Source organism: Pseudomonas sp. Pseusp11, from assembly GCF_047304405.1.
In the GTDB taxonomy this organism is placed as follows: domain Bacteria; phylum Pseudomonadota; class Gammaproteobacteria; order Pseudomonadales; family Pseudomonadaceae; genus Aquipseudomonas.
On sequence record NZ_JBGLZF010000052.1, the window covers coordinates 19,664 to 36,523 of the forward strand.

Sequence of the window (16,860 nt, forward strand, 5' to 3'; positions counted from 1 at the left end):
GCGCGGCCGCGAAGGCTCGCGGCACTTAATAGCGGTAGGTGAAGTACAGTTCCAGCGCACTGAATTTCTGGTCATCGCCGAACACCTGCCTGGCGGCGGCCAGCGGCTTGACCCAGTTATAGGAGAGCGACGTATAGAACGACGGCGTCGGGGTCCAGTCGAGGAAAACCACACTCTCGTCCGCAAAGCGCCGATCGCTGACCTGCGCACCCATGTAGTTTTTCTCGTCCAGCCAGAACTGATAGTGGATCGCGCCGAGGGTCAGCGTTTCATTGAGGTGGGTCTTGAGCGAGAACTGCTGGACGTTTTCGTTGCTGTTGAACAGCAGGTAGTTGCCGACGACATCCCCCACCAGCCAGGTGCTCCAGTCGACGAAGCCCTTGCTCAGTGACTCCCAGGCTTTCTGCCGGTTGTCGGCGAGGTTGTCGTCGCCGGAAAAACTGGCGTAGCGATAGCCGATCACCGGGGTCAGCGGCAACGTGTTGAAGGCGTAATCCGCCTGACCGTACCAGGCGTTGGCATCGTAATCCACGCCTTCACCACTGCCCCGCTCCACGGCGTATTCGGCATTCAGGGTCAGGTCCGGCACGCCCGGTACTTTGGCCTTCAACGCACGCACGTTGTACACCTGCATCCCGTCCCGGCGTCGTGGCAGTGTACTGCCCTTGGGCCCCAGCGCATTGACCTTCATCGCCATGGCCCCAAGTGTCACCTGGTCGTCGAGGTTGTAGTCCAGGTTAGCGCCGGTCATGCGGAAGTCACCCAGATCGTCATCGACCCGCAAGGTGAAGGCCTGGGTTTTCAATGCGCCATGATCCCAGGCCAGAATGGCCGAATCCTTGAAGGCGGTTCTGGGGCCAAGCCAGTAGGCGCCGTCCTTGAGTTGGTCGAGGTTACCGTCCATGACGATGAAGCCGGTGCCGATCATGTAGTTCTGGCGACCGGCTGTGAGCGTCCACTCCCCGGCCCGGAAACCACCGTAGAGTTCTTCGGTGGCCACGTCACCATCAGAGCTGCGGGTGAAGCCACCGGCATCGCCATCGCCAAAGGTGGTCGCCGCCACCAGCGAGCCACCGGCCAACAGGCTGAAGTCTGGCTGCAGGGCGTATTCCAGCTTGACGCCGGGTTTGACGTAGAGCTCCTGCCAGTCGATTTTCGTACCGCCATTCTTGCCGCTGCGCGCATCGACGCGACCGCTGCCGAAGTTGACGTTACGGGTGGTAAGGGTCGCACCACCGGCGGTGAAGTTGACCTCACCCTTGAGGTTGCCATCCTCGAAGGTGTAGCCCGCCAGCGCGACTTGGGCGGTCAGGGGTAAGCCGACCGCTAAGAGCGTTCGAGAAAAACGCGTCATGAAAACCATATGAAGCTCCTGTGTGATTATTGTTGTTACAGGGCAGTGAATGGCGGCGCAGAGCGCCGCCAACACCTGGCCGAGCCAGGCGAATAGGACGCAAATTTCTTGTCTTTATGGGGCGTTTCAGTGGCGAAGGTGCGCGGCGATGGCACGCAGCATGCGCACGCTGTCAGCATCGAACGGGCTGACAGCCTCGGTCAGCGATGACTGTTTGACGATCACCACACCGGACGGCTTATCGACGAACAGGTATTGGCCGTGGATACCACCGGCCATGATCGCCTGGCTGTGGTCGTTGAAGACGTACCACTGGCTGCGGTAGGAAGCGTCAGGAGTCCATTGGGAGAACTCGGAGTTTTTGGCGTAGATCGCCCGATCGGAGCCGGCGCAAATGCGTGCAACCGTCTCGGTCGACAGCAACTGCAGCCCATCGTGGCGACCGTCGTTGGCCAGCAGCCGACCGAACCGGGCCATGTCGCGCAAGGTGGCGTTGAAACCGGCACCGGCGACGCTACGCCCCCAAGGGTCGGCCATGAAGTAGCCGTCGCGCTCACACCCCAACGGGCTCCAGAGGTCTTGCAGCAATTGATTGCAAGCCTTGCCCGAAGCGCGCTCCATGACCCAGGCCAGGGCTTCGGTGGTGGCGGTCACGTAATGGAAAAAGCCGCCGTGACTGCCGCGTTTTTTCAGCGACGGCAGGTACTGATACAGCGACTCGAACTGAGCGTACTGCGCAGGTGCCGGCTGGAAACCGCAGGCATAGCCGTACTGCGAGCTCTCGGAGTTGGGATCGTCATAGACTTCGCTGTAATCGATGCCCACGGCCATGTCGAACAGCTGGCGCACCGTGGCATCGCCAAACGCGCTACCCAACAGTTCGGGCACGTAAAACGCCGCCGGCAACTCCGGATTGAGGATGCCATCGCAGACCAGTTGCTCCCCCAGGGTGCCGATCAGCGACTTGGTCACCGAGAACATGACGTGCCGGTCCCGGGGACGCTGGCCGTTGAAGTAACGCTCGAACAGCACGGTGTCGCCCTGCATCACCAAAAAGGCGTCGGTCTGACTGGCCACCAGGTGATCGATGACACTGACGCTCAGACCACATTCACTGTCGAAGTGCAGTTGATCCAGCGCTTGTGGCGCTTCCTTCAAGACGCTGACCGGTCCGCCACCCGCCTCCACATCAATGGAGGGACGCAGGCGCGCCAGATTGCGGAAGCCCCACTGATTGAACGGTGGACGCATCCAGTTGTTCCAGGTAACGCGGCGTTTCGGCTCGGCCGGAAAACCCTGCATAAACAAAGGCGCCGAGCGCCTGTCGAGTGACGCTTCATTCGTCTCGATGTAAAGACTGGCCAGCAACGGCACGGTGTTCTGACTCATCGGGTTTCCCCTGCAAAATGACTCTGCGTGAAAGCAGATGCAGGGAAATGATTACCCGGTATTATTTTTTAGTCAATAAAACATTTATCAGATAAAAATATTTTGTCGCTGTGCTTTTATGGAGCGAATCCAACAGCAAGGCGCCGATAGGCGCGCGGATCGATGCCCCTGGCGATCAGAGCCTTGGCAAAATCACGCTGAGCACGTGCATCCTTCAAACCGCCTGATCAGCAAAACGCCGGCTCATGCCGGCGTTTGCTGTTCGCGTCAGATTTCAATGGTTGTAGTGCTCGTCACCCTGCTGAGTTTTATAACCCCAGCAATAACTCAAAAATACTTACATCAGCCATTCGCATAGCCGGAAAGCGATCATACCTTCTCGATTTCTTTCAGATGCGCGTAGCTATCAACGAAACGCTTAAATTTGTGTTTACCGCAGGTGTACGCTTCATACTTCGCGGGTAAATCCTCACTCACGCAGGTTGGCACAGGCTCAACAACCGCATCGAAATCCAAATCAATAAAGAAAGGTATTGAATAACGCTCCAGACCGCTAATGTTGATGACACGATGCATTGTCGAGGTGTAGCGATCGTTAGTGAGGGTTTGAACTAAATCACCAATATTGACGATAAACGTGCCTTCTACGGGTGGGGCAGTCACCCACTCCCCTGCACGATTCCTGACTTGCAAACCGCCAACTGCGTCTTGGGACAGGACAGTCAAGAAACCATAGTCCGTGTGGGCCCCAATACCGATCTCCTCTTGAGAGACCCTTCCGATCTGGGGCGGGTAACGCAAAATTCGCTGGATCGTAATGGGCTTACGCTGAAGATGTTCAAAGTAATCTTGTGGCAACCCCAAACTCAGTGCGATCCCGCCGATGAGCGTTCTCGCCAGCGCCAATACAGCGCCATGATAAGCCTCGGCAACCCTCTCGAATTGTGGCAGTGCGGACGGCATTTGATTAGGGCCAAAAAATGGAGAAACCTCATCGTAATGAGCTCCGAAATCAAAACACTCTTTGAAATCTCGGGTATTAGCAGGGTCTACGTTTTCCGCATACATCGGTATATAACCACGCAGCGTAAGACCCGACTTTACGACATTAAGCTTGTTTTTCTCCTCATATGAAAGTTTAAAAAAAGCTTTGGAAAGCGCGTACATCTTATCTATCAACTGCTGCTCGACACCATGATTCTTTATGTAAAAAAAACCCACCTTTTCGCAGGCATCACCTATTTGGTTTGCCACCTGCAGCGGATTTTCGCCGTTTATGAGCGGCGATATATCTATGACTGGAATCTCAGTGAAAGCTGTTTGTTTGCTAGCCAAACGAATATCAAATAACTCTGTCACGCTTGCTCTCCTTTCCAATATGTCAATAAGGCAGAAGATTCAGAAAGCACGGCGGCGCCCTCTTTAATCTCACTGAAATCACACCTGAACCATCACCCTTTAACCCCCACTTTTTCGTCCCGGACACTGATCAATCGATGCGATGGATGACAGGTGCGGACGAGACAAACCAGTCCTTGTTTTGACGGATGTTAATCCTGGGTTTTCCATCACGCAAGCAAAATGTACACCTGTGTCGTCAACAGTTGACACTGGTGTACATTTATCCTAATTTCAAGTCACCGAGCCTGATGAAGCCCACTTTGGAGCGCACCACGATGTCCAGCGATCCCTTGCTGCAACCCTATAAAATCAAGAATCTGACCCTCAGAAACCGGATCATGACCACCTCCCATGAACCGGCCTACCCTGTGGACGGCATGCCCAAGGATCTCTACCGCGCCTACCATGTGGAGCGCGCAAAAGCGGGTGTCGCCCTGACCATGACTGCCGGGTCCGCCGCCGTATCCCGAGACAGCCCGCCGGTGTTCAACAATGTGCTGGCCTACAAGGACGAAGTGGTCGGATGGTTGAAGGACCTGACCGATGAATGCCACGAACATGGCGCGGCGGTGATGATCCAGTTGACTCACCTGGGCCGCCGTACCCGCTGGGACAAGGCCGACTGGCTACCGGTGGTGTCGCCGTCACACCGTCGCGAGGCTTCACATCGCTCCTTCCCGAAGAAAATGGAGGAATGGGACATTGAGCGGATCATCAAGGACTATGTAGACGCCGCGGAGCGCATGAAGGCGGCAGGTCTCGATGGTCTGGAGCTTCAGGCCTATGGGCATCTGATGGACCAATTCTGGTCGCCCTTGACCAATGACCTCGACGGCCCTTACGGCGGCTCGCTGGAAAACCGCATGCGCTTTACCTTCGACGTCCTGCGTGGCATCCGCCAGCGGGTAGGAGAAGATTTTCTGCTCGGGGTTCGCTACACCGGTGATGAAGAACTACCCGGTGGTTTCACTGCCAGCGAGGGCATGCAGGTTTCCCACATGCTCAAGGACAGCGGACTGGTCGACTTCCTGAACGTCGTGCGCGGTCACATCGATACGGACGCCGGCCTTACCGATGTCATCCCGATTCAGGGTATGCGCAACTCGCCTCACTTGGACTTCGCTGGCGAGATTCGCTCATCAACTGGCTTCCCGACCTTCCACGCGGCGAAGATTCCCGACGTGGCCACGGCGCGCTACGCGATCGCCTCGGGCAAAGTGGACATGGTGGGCATGACCCGTGCGCACATGACCGATCCGCACATCGTGCGCAAGATCATCGAGAAGCGCGAAGAGGACATTCGCCCATGCGTGGGTGCCAACTACTGTCTGGATCGCATCTACCAGGGTGGCGCGGCCTATTGCATTCATAACGCGGCGACGGGTCGGGAAACCACCATGCCCCACGACATCCCCAAAGCCGCCGTCAAGCGTAGGGTGCTGGTGGTCGGCACCGGCCCGGCGGGGCTGGAAGCAGCGCGGGTCGCCGGTGAGCGTGGCCATGACGTGACGGTGCTTGAGGCGGCCGACCAACCCGGCGGGCAAATTCGTCTGACTGCGCTGAGCGAGCGTCGTCGCGAGATGATCAGCATCATTGATTGGCGCATGGCGCAATGCGAACGGCTGGGGGTGAAGTTTCACTTCAATACCTGGGCCGAAGCCGACACCGTGCAAGCCTTCGAGCCAGACGTGGTCATCGTTGCGACCGGCGGCCTCCCTGATACCGAGGTGCTCCGCGAAGGCAATGAACTCGTGGTTTCAACCTGGGACATCATTTCCGGTGACGTCAAGCCCGGTCGCAACGTACTGATCTTCGACGATGCCGGGGATCATGCTGCCCTGCAGGCTGCCGAGGTCATCGCGCAAAGCGGTGCGACCGTGGAGATCGTCACCCCTGACCGCTCGTTTGCACCTGAAGTCATGGCCATGAACCTGGTGCCCTACATGCGCAGCCTGCAGGACCTGGACGTCACCTTCACCGTCACCTACCGGGTCGATACAGTGGAAAAGCGTGATGGCGGGCTCGTTGCAACCTTTGGCAGCGATTACGGGCATGTCCACAAGCAGCGCGTAGTCGATCAAGTCGTCGTCAACCACGGCACCCTTCCCCTGGACGACTTGTACTTCGACCTGCGCCCTCTCTCCACCAATGGCGGCGCGGTAGAGCAGCATGACCTGATCGCCGGCACGGCACAGAACATCGTCACCAATCCCGAAGGACGCTTCCAGCTGTTCCGGATCGGCGACGCCGTGTCTGCTCGCAACACCCACGCGGCCATCTACGACGCTTTGCGCCTGGTGAAAGAAATCTGAATCCGAGCCTCCATTCTTGTTGGAACGGGGGGCTTGCCATGAACAAGAGGGATGGACTATGACAAGCCCATCCAGGACGTGATTGTCGAGCTCACCGACGGTGGCGTGGACTATTCGTTTGAATGTGTCGGCAACGTCAAATTGATGCGAGCTGCTCTGGAACCTTCATCACTCATAACCTAGGCCTTGAGGACATCAACAAGGCTTTCGAATTGATGCGCGGGGCAAAGCATTCGCACCGTCATTCATTTCTGACCAAGGCACTGCCGTGATATCGGCCAGCGCCCACACCCGCATCACAACCCAAAGGAAATCAAAATGTCTGTTTTTACCCATGTCACTGTCGGTACCAATGACCTTGCCAAAGCACGGACCTTCTATGATGGCGTTCTCAAAGAAATTGGTCTCAACCGTGTTGCCAACCTCGATGAATCCGGCTCCATCCGGGGCGTGGATAAGCCGTCGTTCTTCGTACTCAAACCCGCCAATGGCAATCCTGCCAACGTTGGCAATGGCGTGACCGTCAGCTTCGAAGCGCCAACCCGCGCTGCGGTACATGCATTCCACGAAACCGCACTCGCCGCCGGTGGCATTTGTGAAGGCCAACCGGGTCCGCGTAACTGGGCTGAAAATGCCTATGCCGCTTACGCCCGGGACCTTGATGGCAACAAACTGGCTGTCTATTGCTTCAAGGCCGAATAATCGCAACCGTCTGACGCCTTCTGCAGTGAAGGCCCTTCGACGGGCCTTCACTGCATATCCCTGCCCCGGTTACATTCCCCGCCGCGCAACTTCAGCGCCTGCCTTTACCGCCGTCCCCACAATGGACTCGATGTTTTGATCGGCCATCGACTGCAGCGCTGCTGCCGTCACGCCACGATAAGCCATCAACGACTCAATCATTTGCTGCGGATCGCGGCTGGCAAGCATCTGCCCGCCCCCCACTAACACGCCTTGTGCAGCACGCTGCGCGATGGCAAGGGGAATTCCCGCAGCCACCGCCTGATTCGTCAGCGCCATTTGCAGCATTGCCGGGAAGGCTGGCCCGGTCCCGGACAACGCGCTGAGGTAATCAATGCAGTCTTCATCAGGCACTTCGTCCGCCGAACCTACGCACTCGAACAGTCGCTGCACCCACTTGCAGTCACTCTCTGGAAGCTTTCCGGCACTGTACCAGGGCGTGAACGACTGCCTGATTTCCACGGCCGCATTCGGCATGGCCCGCACTATTACATCCGCACCGGTGGCCGCGCTGATGGCTGCCGCCGGAACTCCAGCCATCAGAGAAATCACCAGCCTGCCGCGGGCGTTGATCTGCAGTTCACGAAACTGTTCCGGCCGGATGGACAGCACGACAATATCGCTGAGGTCCACCAACTGCTGGTTGTCGGCCAGCAGTCTCACGCCTGGTCCGAAGGTACTGACGCCGGAGCGGTTCGAGATCAACAAATGGTCAGGCTTGATGAAACCGCTATCAAGGAGCGCCTCGGCGATTGCACGCCCTAACCAGCCGGTGCCTCCGATGATGCCCAGGTTTCTACTCTCCATCGGCAGCGGACTCCTCGAATGTTTCGACCAAGGGAACGAAAACGCCGGGCTCTTTTTCTGCGTAGCCGAACTTTCCATAAAAACGGTCCAGCTCGCGCCGCTTCGGTACTTTGCCGGTGAACACGCTCACGTACTGAGGAATTCGTCGAAATCGAACGACGATATCTTCATTGGTTTTCATGGATATGTAGCCGATCTGCGTGAGATAGATCGTCCTGGCCCTGACATCGGCCCCCTCTGCGTCGTAGCCAAACCGTCGGAACATGGCGGCCAAAGCATTCATCCGTGCTTCATCGGCTAAAGCGATTTCAGCGGTGACCTCGTCCGATTGCAACGCCCAACTGCGCACGGCAAATTCGAATTGCGAGTCGAACAGCTCAGGGTTCAGCCAGCATTCGAAGACGTTGAGAATCGCTTCGGAAATACTCTCTGCGTAACTCTCGCATTGGCTGACCATACCGCCGGTGTTCTTGTCCCGCCATCGAGCCAGGAGTGCCGCGAGCAACTGCTCCCGATCTTCATAGAACCAGTAGAAGCTGGTACGAGACAAATTCAAGCGTTTGGCCAGCGGCATTACCCGCACAGCATCCACTCCCGACTCTTTAAGAGCATCGTAGGCGGCGTCCAGCCAAACATCGACGGAGCCTCGCCAGCCTGCGTCCTGCGCCTTGGTCTTAGCCCTTCCTGTCTGTGACATTCGGGTTGCACCTTTCTTTGAAAATTCTTCGTCACTGTACACCCCGGAATCCGTGGCGTACACGGCATGTACATGGGCGTACATTTTTTAGACATATGTTCGCTATGCCAAGAGGATGTTTGTTGCGCGCGCGATTTTTTGGATAACGCCACGTCATCTTTGGCCCAATAAAAAAGTCGTTGGACGCTGCGATCCATTGAAACCAAATAATGGCTCTGCCAAAAGCTTCAAGCTTTAACCAAGAATCTGGACCGCGATTGCGCCCCTCTGGGCATCCGGGTCAATGCCGTCTGCCCACACGAAATCAATACTCCAATGATACGCAGCGGTTTTGAACGTCGCGGCCTGGATCCGGACAAGGCTGTGCAAGAACTGAACAAGAGCGTGCCATTAGGCCGTATCGCCGAGCCTGAAGACATTGCGGATGTCATCGCATTTCTGGCGTCCGACGAGGCCAGGTACATTGCCGGTGAAACAGTAGAAGTCACAGGCGCCAAGCCGGTATCCGGCTAAGGAGAGGCAGCGATGCTCAAAGGTAAAAATGTAGTGGTGACCGGGGGCGGCAGAGGGATTGGCCGAGGCATCACCGAGCAATTGCTTGAAGCAGGAGCTTCTGTGTTGATCGCGCAACGCCAGACACTGGACGATGACTTGCGAGATCACCCTCAAGTCTATTTCGTCGAGGCTGATCTCGCCTCGATGGAGTCACCCCATTTGATTGCCCACTTCGCCCAGGAGCAGCTTGGTGGAGTCGATGTCTTGGTTAACAATGCCGGGTTCATGTTCGAGAAGTCCATTGAAGAAATGACCGAGCAGGACTGGGATTGCATGATGGCTGTCAATCTGCGGGCGCCAGCGTTCTTGTGCAAGGCGTTGGTGCCCCAGATGCGTCAGCGAGGCGGTGGCAGCATTATCAACATCGGGTCGATCGAAGGGATCGGCGCCAACCCTGAGCACGCCGCGTATTGTGCCTCCAAGGCAGGCATCCATGGGTTGACCCGCGCCTTGGCAGTCGATCTCGGCCGAGACGGCATCCGCTGCAATGCCATTGCTCCAGGGTGGATCAACTCGGAGTTGAGTGATGCGTACCTGGCCGCTCAGGCTGATCCCCGTGCGGCGCGCCAGGCACTGCTGCATCTTCACCCGGTTGGACGTACCGGATTGCCGGCGGATGTTGGCAGGACAGTCGTTTTCCTGGCCAGCGAATCATCAGCCTTCATCACCGGGCAGGTGCTGGTAGTGGATGGGGGGCGCACGGCGAAACTGCCACTGCCGTTTTGATCGAATCAGCCCGACTTGCGACGGTGGGAACCACTCACCCACCTCCGTTGCAGGGTTTGGGTGAGGCCGGAAACGTAACGGCAGCAGCCACTTCTTCCGGACGACCAGCCCTGCCAAACGAGATGGTGATTGGGTGCTAAATGCCCTCGCAGAGTGCTGATACCAGGCGTAGGATCGATACGATGACTGCTAATCACGCGTCGATGGAGGGTGACTTCCAACCCATCTGCATTCACGCGCAAACGCAAGACATATACCGCCGCACTGTAAGGCCGCGCGACCCTTCGCAGTACAAGGGCCGTGTTCTCACAACAACAAAAGCGAGGTGAAATCATGTCTGGTAATCGTGGTGTCGTGTATCTCGGCGCAGGCAAGGTCGAGGTGCAAACCATCCCCTATCCGAAAATGGAAGACCCGCGCGGCAAGCGCATTGACCATGGCGTGATCCTGCGCGTGGTTTCGACCAATATCTGCGGCTCCGACCAGCATATGGTGCGTGGCCGGACCACGGCCCAAGTCGGGCTGGTGCTTGGCCATGAGATCACCGGCGAGGTCATCGAGAAGGGCCGTGACGTGGAAAACGTGCAGATCGGTGACCTGGTATCGGTGCCGTTCAACGTCGCCTGCGGCCGTTGTCGCAGTTGCAAGGAACAGCACACCGGCGTCTGCCTGACGGTCAATCCGGCGCGCCCCGGCGGTGCTTATGGCTATGTGGACATGGGTGACTGGGTTGGCGGCCAGGCCGAATACGTGCTGGTGCCGTATGCCGACTTCAACCTGCTGAAGCTGCCCGACCGCGACAAGGCAATGGAGAAAATCCGCGACCTGACCTGCCTCTCCGATATCCTGCCGACCGGCTACCATGGCGCGGTGACCGCCGGTGTCGGCCCTGGCAGCACGGTGTATATCGCCGGTGCCGGTCCGGTCGGACTGGCTGCTGCCGCCTCCGCCCGTCTGCTGGGTGCGGCGGTGGTGATAGTCGGCGACGTCAATCCGCTGCGCCTGGCGCATGCCAAGGCCCAGGGCTTCGAGATCGCCGACCTGACCCTGGACACTCCGCTGCACGAGCAAATCGCCAACCTGCTCGGTGAGCCGGAAGTCGATTGTGCGGTCGATGCGGTCGGCTTCGAAGCCCGTGGCCACGGTCATGACGGCGCGCAGCACGAGGCCCCGGCCGATGTGCTCAATGCGCTGATGGGCGTGGTGCGGGTCGCCGGCAATATCGGTATCCCCGGTCTGTATGTCACCGAAGACCCGGGTGCGGTCAACAAAGCCGCCAAGCATGGCAGCCTGAACATCCGTTTCGGCCTCGGCTGGGCCAAGTCCCACAGTTTCCACACCGGCCAGACCCCGACGATGAAGTACAACCGTCAGCTGATGCAGGCGATCATGTGGGACCGGATCAAGATTGCCGAGGTCGTCGGTGTGCAGGTGATCAGCCTGGACGACGCGCCGCGTGGTTACCACGAGTTCGATGCCGGGGCGCCGAAGAAATTCGTCATGGATCCGCACAAGCTGTTTACCGCGGCCTAGGGAAAAGGATGGGAAAAGGGCAGCCTCGAGCTGCCCTTTTTTAGAAACCAACCACGTTCACGCCTTCGCATTAATCGCATACAGCCCACCGATAATCACCAACGTGGCTCCGACAACCACCCAGGTATCAGGGCGCTCGGCAAAAACGATCACACCAATCAAAGTGGCGAACACCAGAAGCGCATAGTTGAACGGCTGCAGGGAGGAAGCGGTCGCGTATTTCAGTGCTTGAATGAAGAGAATCTGAGCGACGACTCCCGTCAATGACAGGATCCCTATCAAGAGGCCCTGGACCGGAGTCGGAGCAACCCATGCGGGCAGCCCCGCAAAGGTGACCGTCAGGGCTCCCACTCCAGCCATAAAGAGCATGTTTGTAGCAAAGGCATCGTGTTGGCTAATCCGGCGCGTCAGTACGTTGAACACCGCAAACGCCAAAGCAGCCAGCAGGGGAATCAGCGCCGCAAGTTCAAAAACGCCCGCGCCTGGTCGAAGGATGATCAGTGTCCCGGTGAACCCGATGGCGGCGGCAATCCAGCGCCGCAGACCTATGAACTCCCCAAGCACGGCCCCCGCCAATGCCAGTGCCATCAGCGGAAATACGGCATAGAGCGCATGCATTTCGGCCAGGCCCAAATATCGTAGCCCCACTGCAAACAGGATGGTTTCACCCACGGCTAACAGCGCTCGAATGATTTGGAGCCAAGGATGCTTACTGCGAAATGTCTCTTTGCCCCTACCTTGGTAGGCGGCATATCCGAGGGCAAAAACGACAAACACCCAATAACGCACCATGACCAGTTGGGCAACCGGGAAGTCTTTGACAAGTACCTTGGTCAGTCCGTCCTGGCTCGCAAAGATAAGCATTGAAAGCAGGCATAAAAAAATCCCGAGTCGGGGTCTTGCGCCCCCAGAACTAGCAGAAACGGTAGGCGTAGTTAAGGGCGCCATGTTTTTTGTTTGATCGCTCTTCAATAGCACCTCGGTCATGCCCTCCTCCTTAGCGTGTCGGCAACATCAGGTTTTGAAGCGTTTCACTAACGCATCCAGTTCAAGTGACAACGACGCCAGGTTCTTCGAATCCCCACGCGCTGAATTGGCCAGCTCGGCGACCAATTGTGCGTCTCCATGGATCTGGCTGATGTGGCGGTTGATGTCTTCAGCGACCTGATGTTGTTCCTCGGCGGCTGTGGCGATCTGAGTGTTCATGTCACGAATGACATCCACCGACTCTCGGATCAGACCAAAGCTGCTGCGCGCTTGGCCAATCCTGGTCACGGATTGATTCGACACATCCAGACTGGCGTGCATCTGGTGCGCAACCGCGGCTGTGCGCTTGGCCAGATTCCCCAGTAATGTATCGATCTCGGCGGTCGAGTCGGCTGTGCGTTTGGCCAGCGCACGGACTTCATCTGCCACAACAGCAAAGCCACGTCCTTGCTCCCCCGCTCGCGCGGCTTCAATTGCAGCGTTGAGAGCCAGCAGGTTCGTCTGTTCTGCAATCGAGCGGATGGTATCTAGGATCGACTGAATGTCGTTGCTGTCTTTTTCCAGTTGCGTCATGTCCTTGGCCGATCGAGTGATCTCGGCACTCAACTGATCGACGCTCTGCACCGCATCATCGATTTGTTGTTGACCTTCACGAGCCTGACGCTGACCACTGTCAGCGGACTCGGCGGCCTGACTGCAGGAGCGAGCCACTTCATTGGCTGTAGCGACCATCTGGTGAAAAGCCGTAGAGACCATGTCCACCGCTTCACGCTGGCGCCCGGCAGCTTCCGCCATATCGTTCGACACTTGAGTCGAGCTGGTGGAGCTGTCGAGGATCCTGGTCGCCGCCAGACCAATGTGTTGTATAAGGTCGCGAATCGCACCGAGAAACTGGTTAAACCAGCTTGCCAACTGTGCAGTCTCATCCTTGCCACGAATTGTCAGGTTTTTCGTCAAGTCGCCATCGCCTTGGGCAATGCCTTCAAGACCACTGGAAACGCCTCGAATCGGGCGCACGATAAGCGTTGCGAAGCTGGAGCCAAGCATTGCGAAGATCACGGCCAACACTGTGGCGATGACGCCAATCAGCCAGGTCAAACGAGTAGCCGATGCCATGACCTCGTCTTGCTTGATCAGACCGATGAAACGCCAACCCAATTGCTCCGACGGGAACACGTTAGCCATGAACTGCTCGCCATCAATGTTCACTTTGACCAAGCCGGAACCCGCCTTGGCCAACTCGCTGAAACCTTGACCCAGCTCGCCCAACTTCTTGAAGTTATGCTCCGGGCTTTTCGGATCAACCAGTACCGTGCCGTTGTTCTCGACCAGCAACAAATAGCCGCTATCCCCAAGCTTGATCTGTTTGATCATGGCCGTAAGCTGGTTCAGAGATACGTCGATGTTGACCACACCAGCGGCGGTGCCTAAAGCATTGTCAACGGTGCGAACAGTGCTCACCAGAACGGCATCGTCGCCGGCCCAGTAGTAAGCTTCAGTACGCAAGGTTTTACCGGGATTAGCCAGAGCGAGCTTGTACCAGGGACGGGGACGCGGATCATAGTTGGCAATCTTCTGATCGCCTGGCCAGGTCGCATAAGAGCCGTTACTCAAGCCATAGGAGATATAGGTATAGGACGGATGGCTCAGGGCAAGCCCGGTGAAAAACGCGAGAATCCGTTTGTCCGTATCAGACGCCGGCATGGCCGCCGACGGGTCATTCATGAAGCTTTTTACATCGTGGCCGGCTGCCGTAACCACCGGGTTGGAAGCCACATACTCGACGTTCTGACTGATGCCGTCGAAGAACAAATGCATAGCGTTGGCTACTTGACGGATTTCCCGACCGCTACTGTCGACGAAGCTGCTTTCAGCGTCGCTTCGCAGATTAACGATGACCATTGCCGCGACCAGAATGATCGGCAACGAAGCAATGACTGCAAAAGCCCAAGTCAGTTTTTGTTTGATATTCATTGGGGCCCCAAGGCTAAAGAAGGTCTTGCACAAACAGCAACGGCACGAAGTCGATAGCCCACCGTCACGATAAGTACCACCAGTCAAAAAGGATTTAACAGGCGTTGTTTATTTCACCAGCCGAATTTCTTTCGAAGGCCGGTAACCAAAATAGGAGCTGTAGCACTTGCTGAAATGACTGGGAGAAACAAAACCACAGGCAACCAGAACATCGACCTGGGAGAGTTCCGTGTGCTGAAGCAATCGCCGTGCTTCGGTAATGCGCAATTCCAGGTAATACCGCTGCGGCGTGGTACCCAGTTGCTCTTTGAACAAGCGCTCTATTTGCCGCCGGGAGCGTCCGGCATAGACGGCCAGTTGCTCCATTTGCAGCGGCTCTTCAAGGTTGGCGTCCATGAGCTTGACCACCTCTCTCAGGGGGGCGCTCAGCGAGATATTCTGGGTCGGTTTGACGCGCCGATACCGCGACTCTTCGAAAGACAGAATGTCTTCGATGCCCTCGACAAGCGCCTTGCCGTGCAGCCCCTTGATCCACTCCAGGGTCATGTGAAAAGCCCCCGCCGGACTCGAAGCCGTGAGCCTGTCCCGATCCACGACAAAAGCCTCACTGGTGACATGAGTGACCTTTGAAATTTCTGCGAGCGCGGGTCGGTGCTCGGGATGAATCGCACAACGATAGCCTTCAAGCAAACCTGACACGCCCAAAAACCACGCCCCATTCCACAGCCCGGCCAGTGTGATGCCAAGCTCTGATGCCGTTTTGAGAATGCTGATCAGCTCGTGATTGACTTTGAGTTCCGTCCGGTAGCCGCCGCATACAACCAACAAATTGAGGCCTTTAAGTGCCGCGACTTCCAGGCGCGCATCAGGCCGAATGACCAGGCCAAGGTCGCTGGCTACCTCACCGTCTTGCAGCCCGAAGGTTTGTGAAGAGAACGACGTGGGATGCAAAAGGTTGGCGGTGACAATCGTATCGAGCGCTTGCGTAAATGCAGGCAACGAGAAGTGCTCGAGCAGTAAAAATCCTGCCCGGGCATGAGACCTCGGCGCTACCCGGATCTCGCCCAGATAACGGAGGTTTTTACCCTTCATGCAGCCGCTGAAATCTCGTCGCTCGATCACTTTACGCCTCGCTTCTTTACTCTAACGAACGCAGACCTTGTACAAATCACGGTTGACGCTTCGTCGCCGAAGAATCAACCGCTGAAGCCATGACCACGTTGTTTATGCGAGCTGGAACCCGTGGGCCAGAGGGTCTTTGTCATCTACGAAAATAGTGTTGTGGCCTATGACCTCAGCCCAGCCGCTGATGCTTGGCTTCATGCCGTCAAAGGAGCCGACGCTGACGGCAGCCTCGACTTTCCCCTCGTAGATCGTACCGATCAGACTTTCAAGTCGATAAATGTCGCCTGTGTTCAACCGTCCCTTTCCATACAGTTGAGCCATACGGGCAGAGGTACCGGTGCCACCGGGAGAACGATCAATGGCTTTATCGCCATAAAAAACCGCACAGCGGCCATGCACGGTCCTGCTTTGTGGTTTGTCACACCAGATAATGTGATGAACCCCGCTGATTCTGCTGTTTTCTGGATGCACAGGATCACAAATCTCTGCCAGCGCTGAGCGCAGCTTCTGGCTCAACCCTACAATGTCCGCTGTCGTCTGCCCTTCAAAACCAGTCCAGCATTCCTGTGGTTCGACCACCGCGTAGAAATTCCCACCGTAGGCGATATCCACCGTAAACGTGCCGACACCGGGCACATCCACGACCACATCAGCACTGTGCAGATAGCTGGCCACGTTGAATAAGCGAATAGACTCAACAAATTCGCCGCCCATGGTGTATTCGACATCGACGCGCCCTGCCGGTGTTTCAATGGCGAGTTTTCCCGGTACACGAGGTGTAACCAGGCCCTCTTCAATGACCACGGTCGATAACCCGATCGTGCCTGCTCCACACATCGGCAGGCACCCGCTGACTTCGATAAACAATGCACCGAAGTCGCAGTCATCACGTACCGATGGATAGATGATGACGCCAGACATGATGTCGTGCCCCCGGGGCTCGAACATCAATGCGGTGCGCACCCAATCATGGTCGCGTACGAAAATATCGCGCCGCTCCACCATCGATACGGAGGGCATCAGCGGCGCTCCGCCCGTTACGACCCGAACCGGGTTGCCGCACGCATGCGAATCAATGCAAAAAAAGCTGCGTCTCATACTGAAGCCCTTTCAAAGAAGTTTTCTTGGGGAATGACGCTGCAGCGCACCGCGTGACAGTCGATCCAACAGCAGAGCAATAGCGACAATGGCCAGGCCAGCTCTAAGCCCTAATCCCATCTCCATCCTGGAGAGGCCTCGGGTCACTTCAGCCCCCAGAC

At 57.1% G+C, this 16,860-nt stretch carries 13 protein-coding genes and 4 pseudogenes; 6 read left to right on the plus strand and 11 right to left on the minus strand.

Annotated elements, in window-relative coordinates; translation table 11 throughout:
- Positions 1-25: 25 nt before the first annotated feature.
- The 3 genes from ACCC96_RS27015 to ACCC96_RS27025 form a co-directional block, all read right to left on the minus strand.
- Positions 26-1,363 (minus strand): hypothetical protein, encoded by a 1,338-nt coding sequence (locus ACCC96_RS27015; RefSeq protein ID WP_413697407.1) that lies wholly within the window; start codon positions 1,361-1,363, stop codon positions 26-28.
- A 117-nt stretch (positions 1,364-1,480) separates the two neighbouring features.
- Positions 1,481-2,743, minus strand: a complete 1,263-nt coding sequence (locus ACCC96_RS27020; protein ID WP_413697408.1) for a serine hydrolase domain-containing protein — start codon at positions 2,741-2,743, stop codon at positions 1,481-1,483.
- A 369-nt stretch (positions 2,744-3,112) separates the two neighbouring features.
- A complete protein-coding gene (locus ACCC96_RS27025) occupies positions 3,113-4,102 on the minus strand; it encodes an isopenicillin N synthase family dioxygenase (protein ID WP_413697409.1) in 990 nt (329 codons plus the stop codon).
- A gap of 317 nt (positions 4,103-4,419) precedes the next feature.
- Here ACCC96_RS27025 and ACCC96_RS27030 point away from each other — a divergent pair, with 317 nt between their 5' ends.
- The 3 genes and pseudogenes from ACCC96_RS27030 (at position 4,420) to ACCC96_RS27040 (ending at position 7,158) form a co-directional block, all read left to right on the plus strand.
- Entirely contained in the window at positions 4,420-6,456 is a 2,037-nt protein-coding gene (locus ACCC96_RS27030; protein WP_413697416.1) for an FAD-dependent oxidoreductase, read from the plus strand.
- 54 nt (positions 6,457-6,510) lie between these two features.
- A pseudogene (locus tag ACCC96_RS27035) lies at positions 6,511-6,711 on the plus strand (hypothetical protein); the annotation flags it as partial.
- A 63-nt stretch (positions 6,712-6,774) separates the two neighbouring features.
- The gene (locus ACCC96_RS27040; RefSeq protein WP_413697410.1) at positions 6,775-7,158 is read left to right on the plus strand and encodes a VOC family protein; all 384 of its coding nucleotides are present in this window, start codon (positions 6,775-6,777) and stop codon (positions 7,156-7,158) included.
- Between the two features lie 69 nt (positions 7,159-7,227).
- Here ACCC96_RS27040 and ACCC96_RS27045 read toward each other — a convergent pair whose 3' ends face one another.
- Both ACCC96_RS27045 and ACCC96_RS27050 read right to left on the minus strand, forming a co-directional pair.
- Positions 7,228-8,004, minus strand: coding sequence for a pyrroline-5-carboxylate reductase family protein (locus ACCC96_RS27045; protein ID WP_413697411.1), 777 nt, complete (start codon positions 8,002-8,004; stop codon positions 7,228-7,230).
- On the minus strand, positions 7,994-8,701 hold the full coding sequence (locus ACCC96_RS27050; RefSeq protein WP_413697417.1) for a TetR/AcrR family transcriptional regulator: 708 nt from the start codon (positions 8,699-8,701) through the stop codon (positions 7,994-7,996). Before ACCC96_RS27050 ends, ACCC96_RS27045 begins: the two co-directional genes overlap by 11 nt.
- Before the next feature lie 237 nt (positions 8,702-8,938).
- Between ACCC96_RS27050 and ACCC96_RS27055 the strand changes: the two are divergent.
- From ACCC96_RS27055 to fdhA, 3 genes and pseudogenes are all read left to right on the plus strand, one after another.
- Positions 8,939-9,214: pseudogene (locus ACCC96_RS27055) on the plus strand (SDR family oxidoreductase); the annotation flags it as partial.
- A gap of 12 nt (positions 9,215-9,226) precedes the next feature.
- On the plus strand, positions 9,227-9,982 hold the full coding sequence (locus ACCC96_RS27060; protein ID WP_413697412.1) for an SDR family NAD(P)-dependent oxidoreductase: 756 nt from the start codon (positions 9,227-9,229) through the stop codon (positions 9,980-9,982).
- A 333-nt stretch (positions 9,983-10,315) separates the two neighbouring features.
- Positions 10,316-11,515, plus strand: coding sequence for a formaldehyde dehydrogenase, glutathione-independent (gene fdhA, locus ACCC96_RS27065; protein WP_018927872.1), 1,200 nt, complete (start codon positions 10,316-10,318; stop codon positions 11,513-11,515).
- 57 nt (positions 11,516-11,572) lie between these two features.
- Here fdhA and ACCC96_RS27070 read toward each other — a convergent pair whose 3' ends face one another.
- From ACCC96_RS27070 to ACCC96_RS27095, 6 genes and pseudogenes are all read right to left on the minus strand, one after another.
- On the minus strand, positions 11,573-12,502 hold the full coding sequence (locus ACCC96_RS27070; protein ID WP_413697413.1) for a DMT family transporter: 930 nt from the start codon (positions 12,500-12,502) through the stop codon (positions 11,573-11,575).
- A gap of 27 nt (positions 12,503-12,529) precedes the next feature.
- Positions 12,530-13,297: a methyl-accepting chemotaxis protein gene (locus ACCC96_RS27075; RefSeq protein WP_413697418.1), complete on the minus strand. Its 768-nt coding sequence runs from the start codon at positions 13,295-13,297 to the stop codon at positions 12,530-12,532.
- A gap of 87 nt (positions 13,298-13,384) precedes the next feature.
- Positions 13,385-14,476, minus strand: a pseudogene (locus tag ACCC96_RS27080) (cache domain-containing protein); the annotation flags it as partial.
- Positions 14,477-14,584: 108 nt separating this feature from the next.
- Entirely contained in the window at positions 14,585-15,598 is a 1,014-nt protein-coding gene (locus ACCC96_RS27085) for a GlxA family transcriptional regulator (protein WP_413697414.1), read from the minus strand.
- A gap of 102 nt (positions 15,599-15,700) precedes the next feature.
- The gene (locus ACCC96_RS27090; RefSeq protein WP_413697415.1) at positions 15,701-16,699 is read right to left on the minus strand and encodes a 4-hydroxyproline epimerase; all 999 of its coding nucleotides are present in this window, start codon (positions 16,697-16,699) and stop codon (positions 15,701-15,703) included.
- Positions 16,700-16,711: 12 nt separating this feature from the next.
- Positions 16,712-16,860: pseudogene (locus tag ACCC96_RS27095) on the minus strand (proline/glycine betaine ABC transporter permease); the annotation flags it as partial.

Excerpts from the sequence above, each read along its gene's own strand:
- ACCC96_RS27040 (WP_413697410.1), top strand. The coding sequence starts at position 6,775 with ATGTCTGTTTTTACCCATGTCACTGTCGGTACCAATGACCTTGCCAAA.
- ACCC96_RS27020 (WP_413697408.1), bottom strand. The coding sequence starts at position 2,743 with ATGAGTCAGAACACCGTGCCGTTGCTGGCCAGTCTTTACATCGAGACG.
- ACCC96_RS27015 (WP_413697407.1), bottom strand. The coding sequence starts at position 1,363 with ATGGTTTTCATGACGCGTTTTTCTCGAACGCTCTTAGCGGTCGGCTTA.
- ACCC96_RS27060 (WP_413697412.1), top strand. The coding sequence starts at position 9,227 with ATGCTCAAAGGTAAAAATGTAGTGGTGACCGGGGGCGGCAGAGGGATT.
- ACCC96_RS27090 (WP_413697415.1), bottom strand. The coding sequence starts at position 16,699 with ATGAGACGCAGCTTTTTTTGCATTGATTCGCATGCGTGCGGCAACCCG.
- ACCC96_RS27075 (WP_413697418.1), bottom strand. The coding sequence starts at position 13,297 with ATGGCGGAAGCTGCCGGGCGCCAGCGTGAAGCGGTGGACATGGTCTCT.
- ACCC96_RS27045 (WP_413697411.1), bottom strand. The coding sequence starts at position 8,004 with ATGGAGAGTAGAAACCTGGGCATCATCGGAGGCACCGGCTGGTTAGGG.
- ACCC96_RS27070 (WP_413697413.1), bottom strand. The coding sequence starts at position 12,502 with ATGACCGAGGTGCTATTGAAGAGCGATCAAACAAAAAACATGGCGCCC.
- fdhA (WP_018927872.1), top strand. The coding sequence starts at position 10,316 with ATGTCTGGTAATCGTGGTGTCGTGTATCTCGGCGCAGGCAAGGTCGAG.
- ACCC96_RS27050 (WP_413697417.1), bottom strand. The coding sequence starts at position 8,701 with ATGTCACAGACAGGAAGGGCTAAGACCAAGGCGCAGGACGCAGGCTGG.
- ACCC96_RS27030 (WP_413697416.1), top strand. The coding sequence starts at position 4,420 with ATGTCCAGCGATCCCTTGCTGCAACCCTATAAAATCAAGAATCTGACC.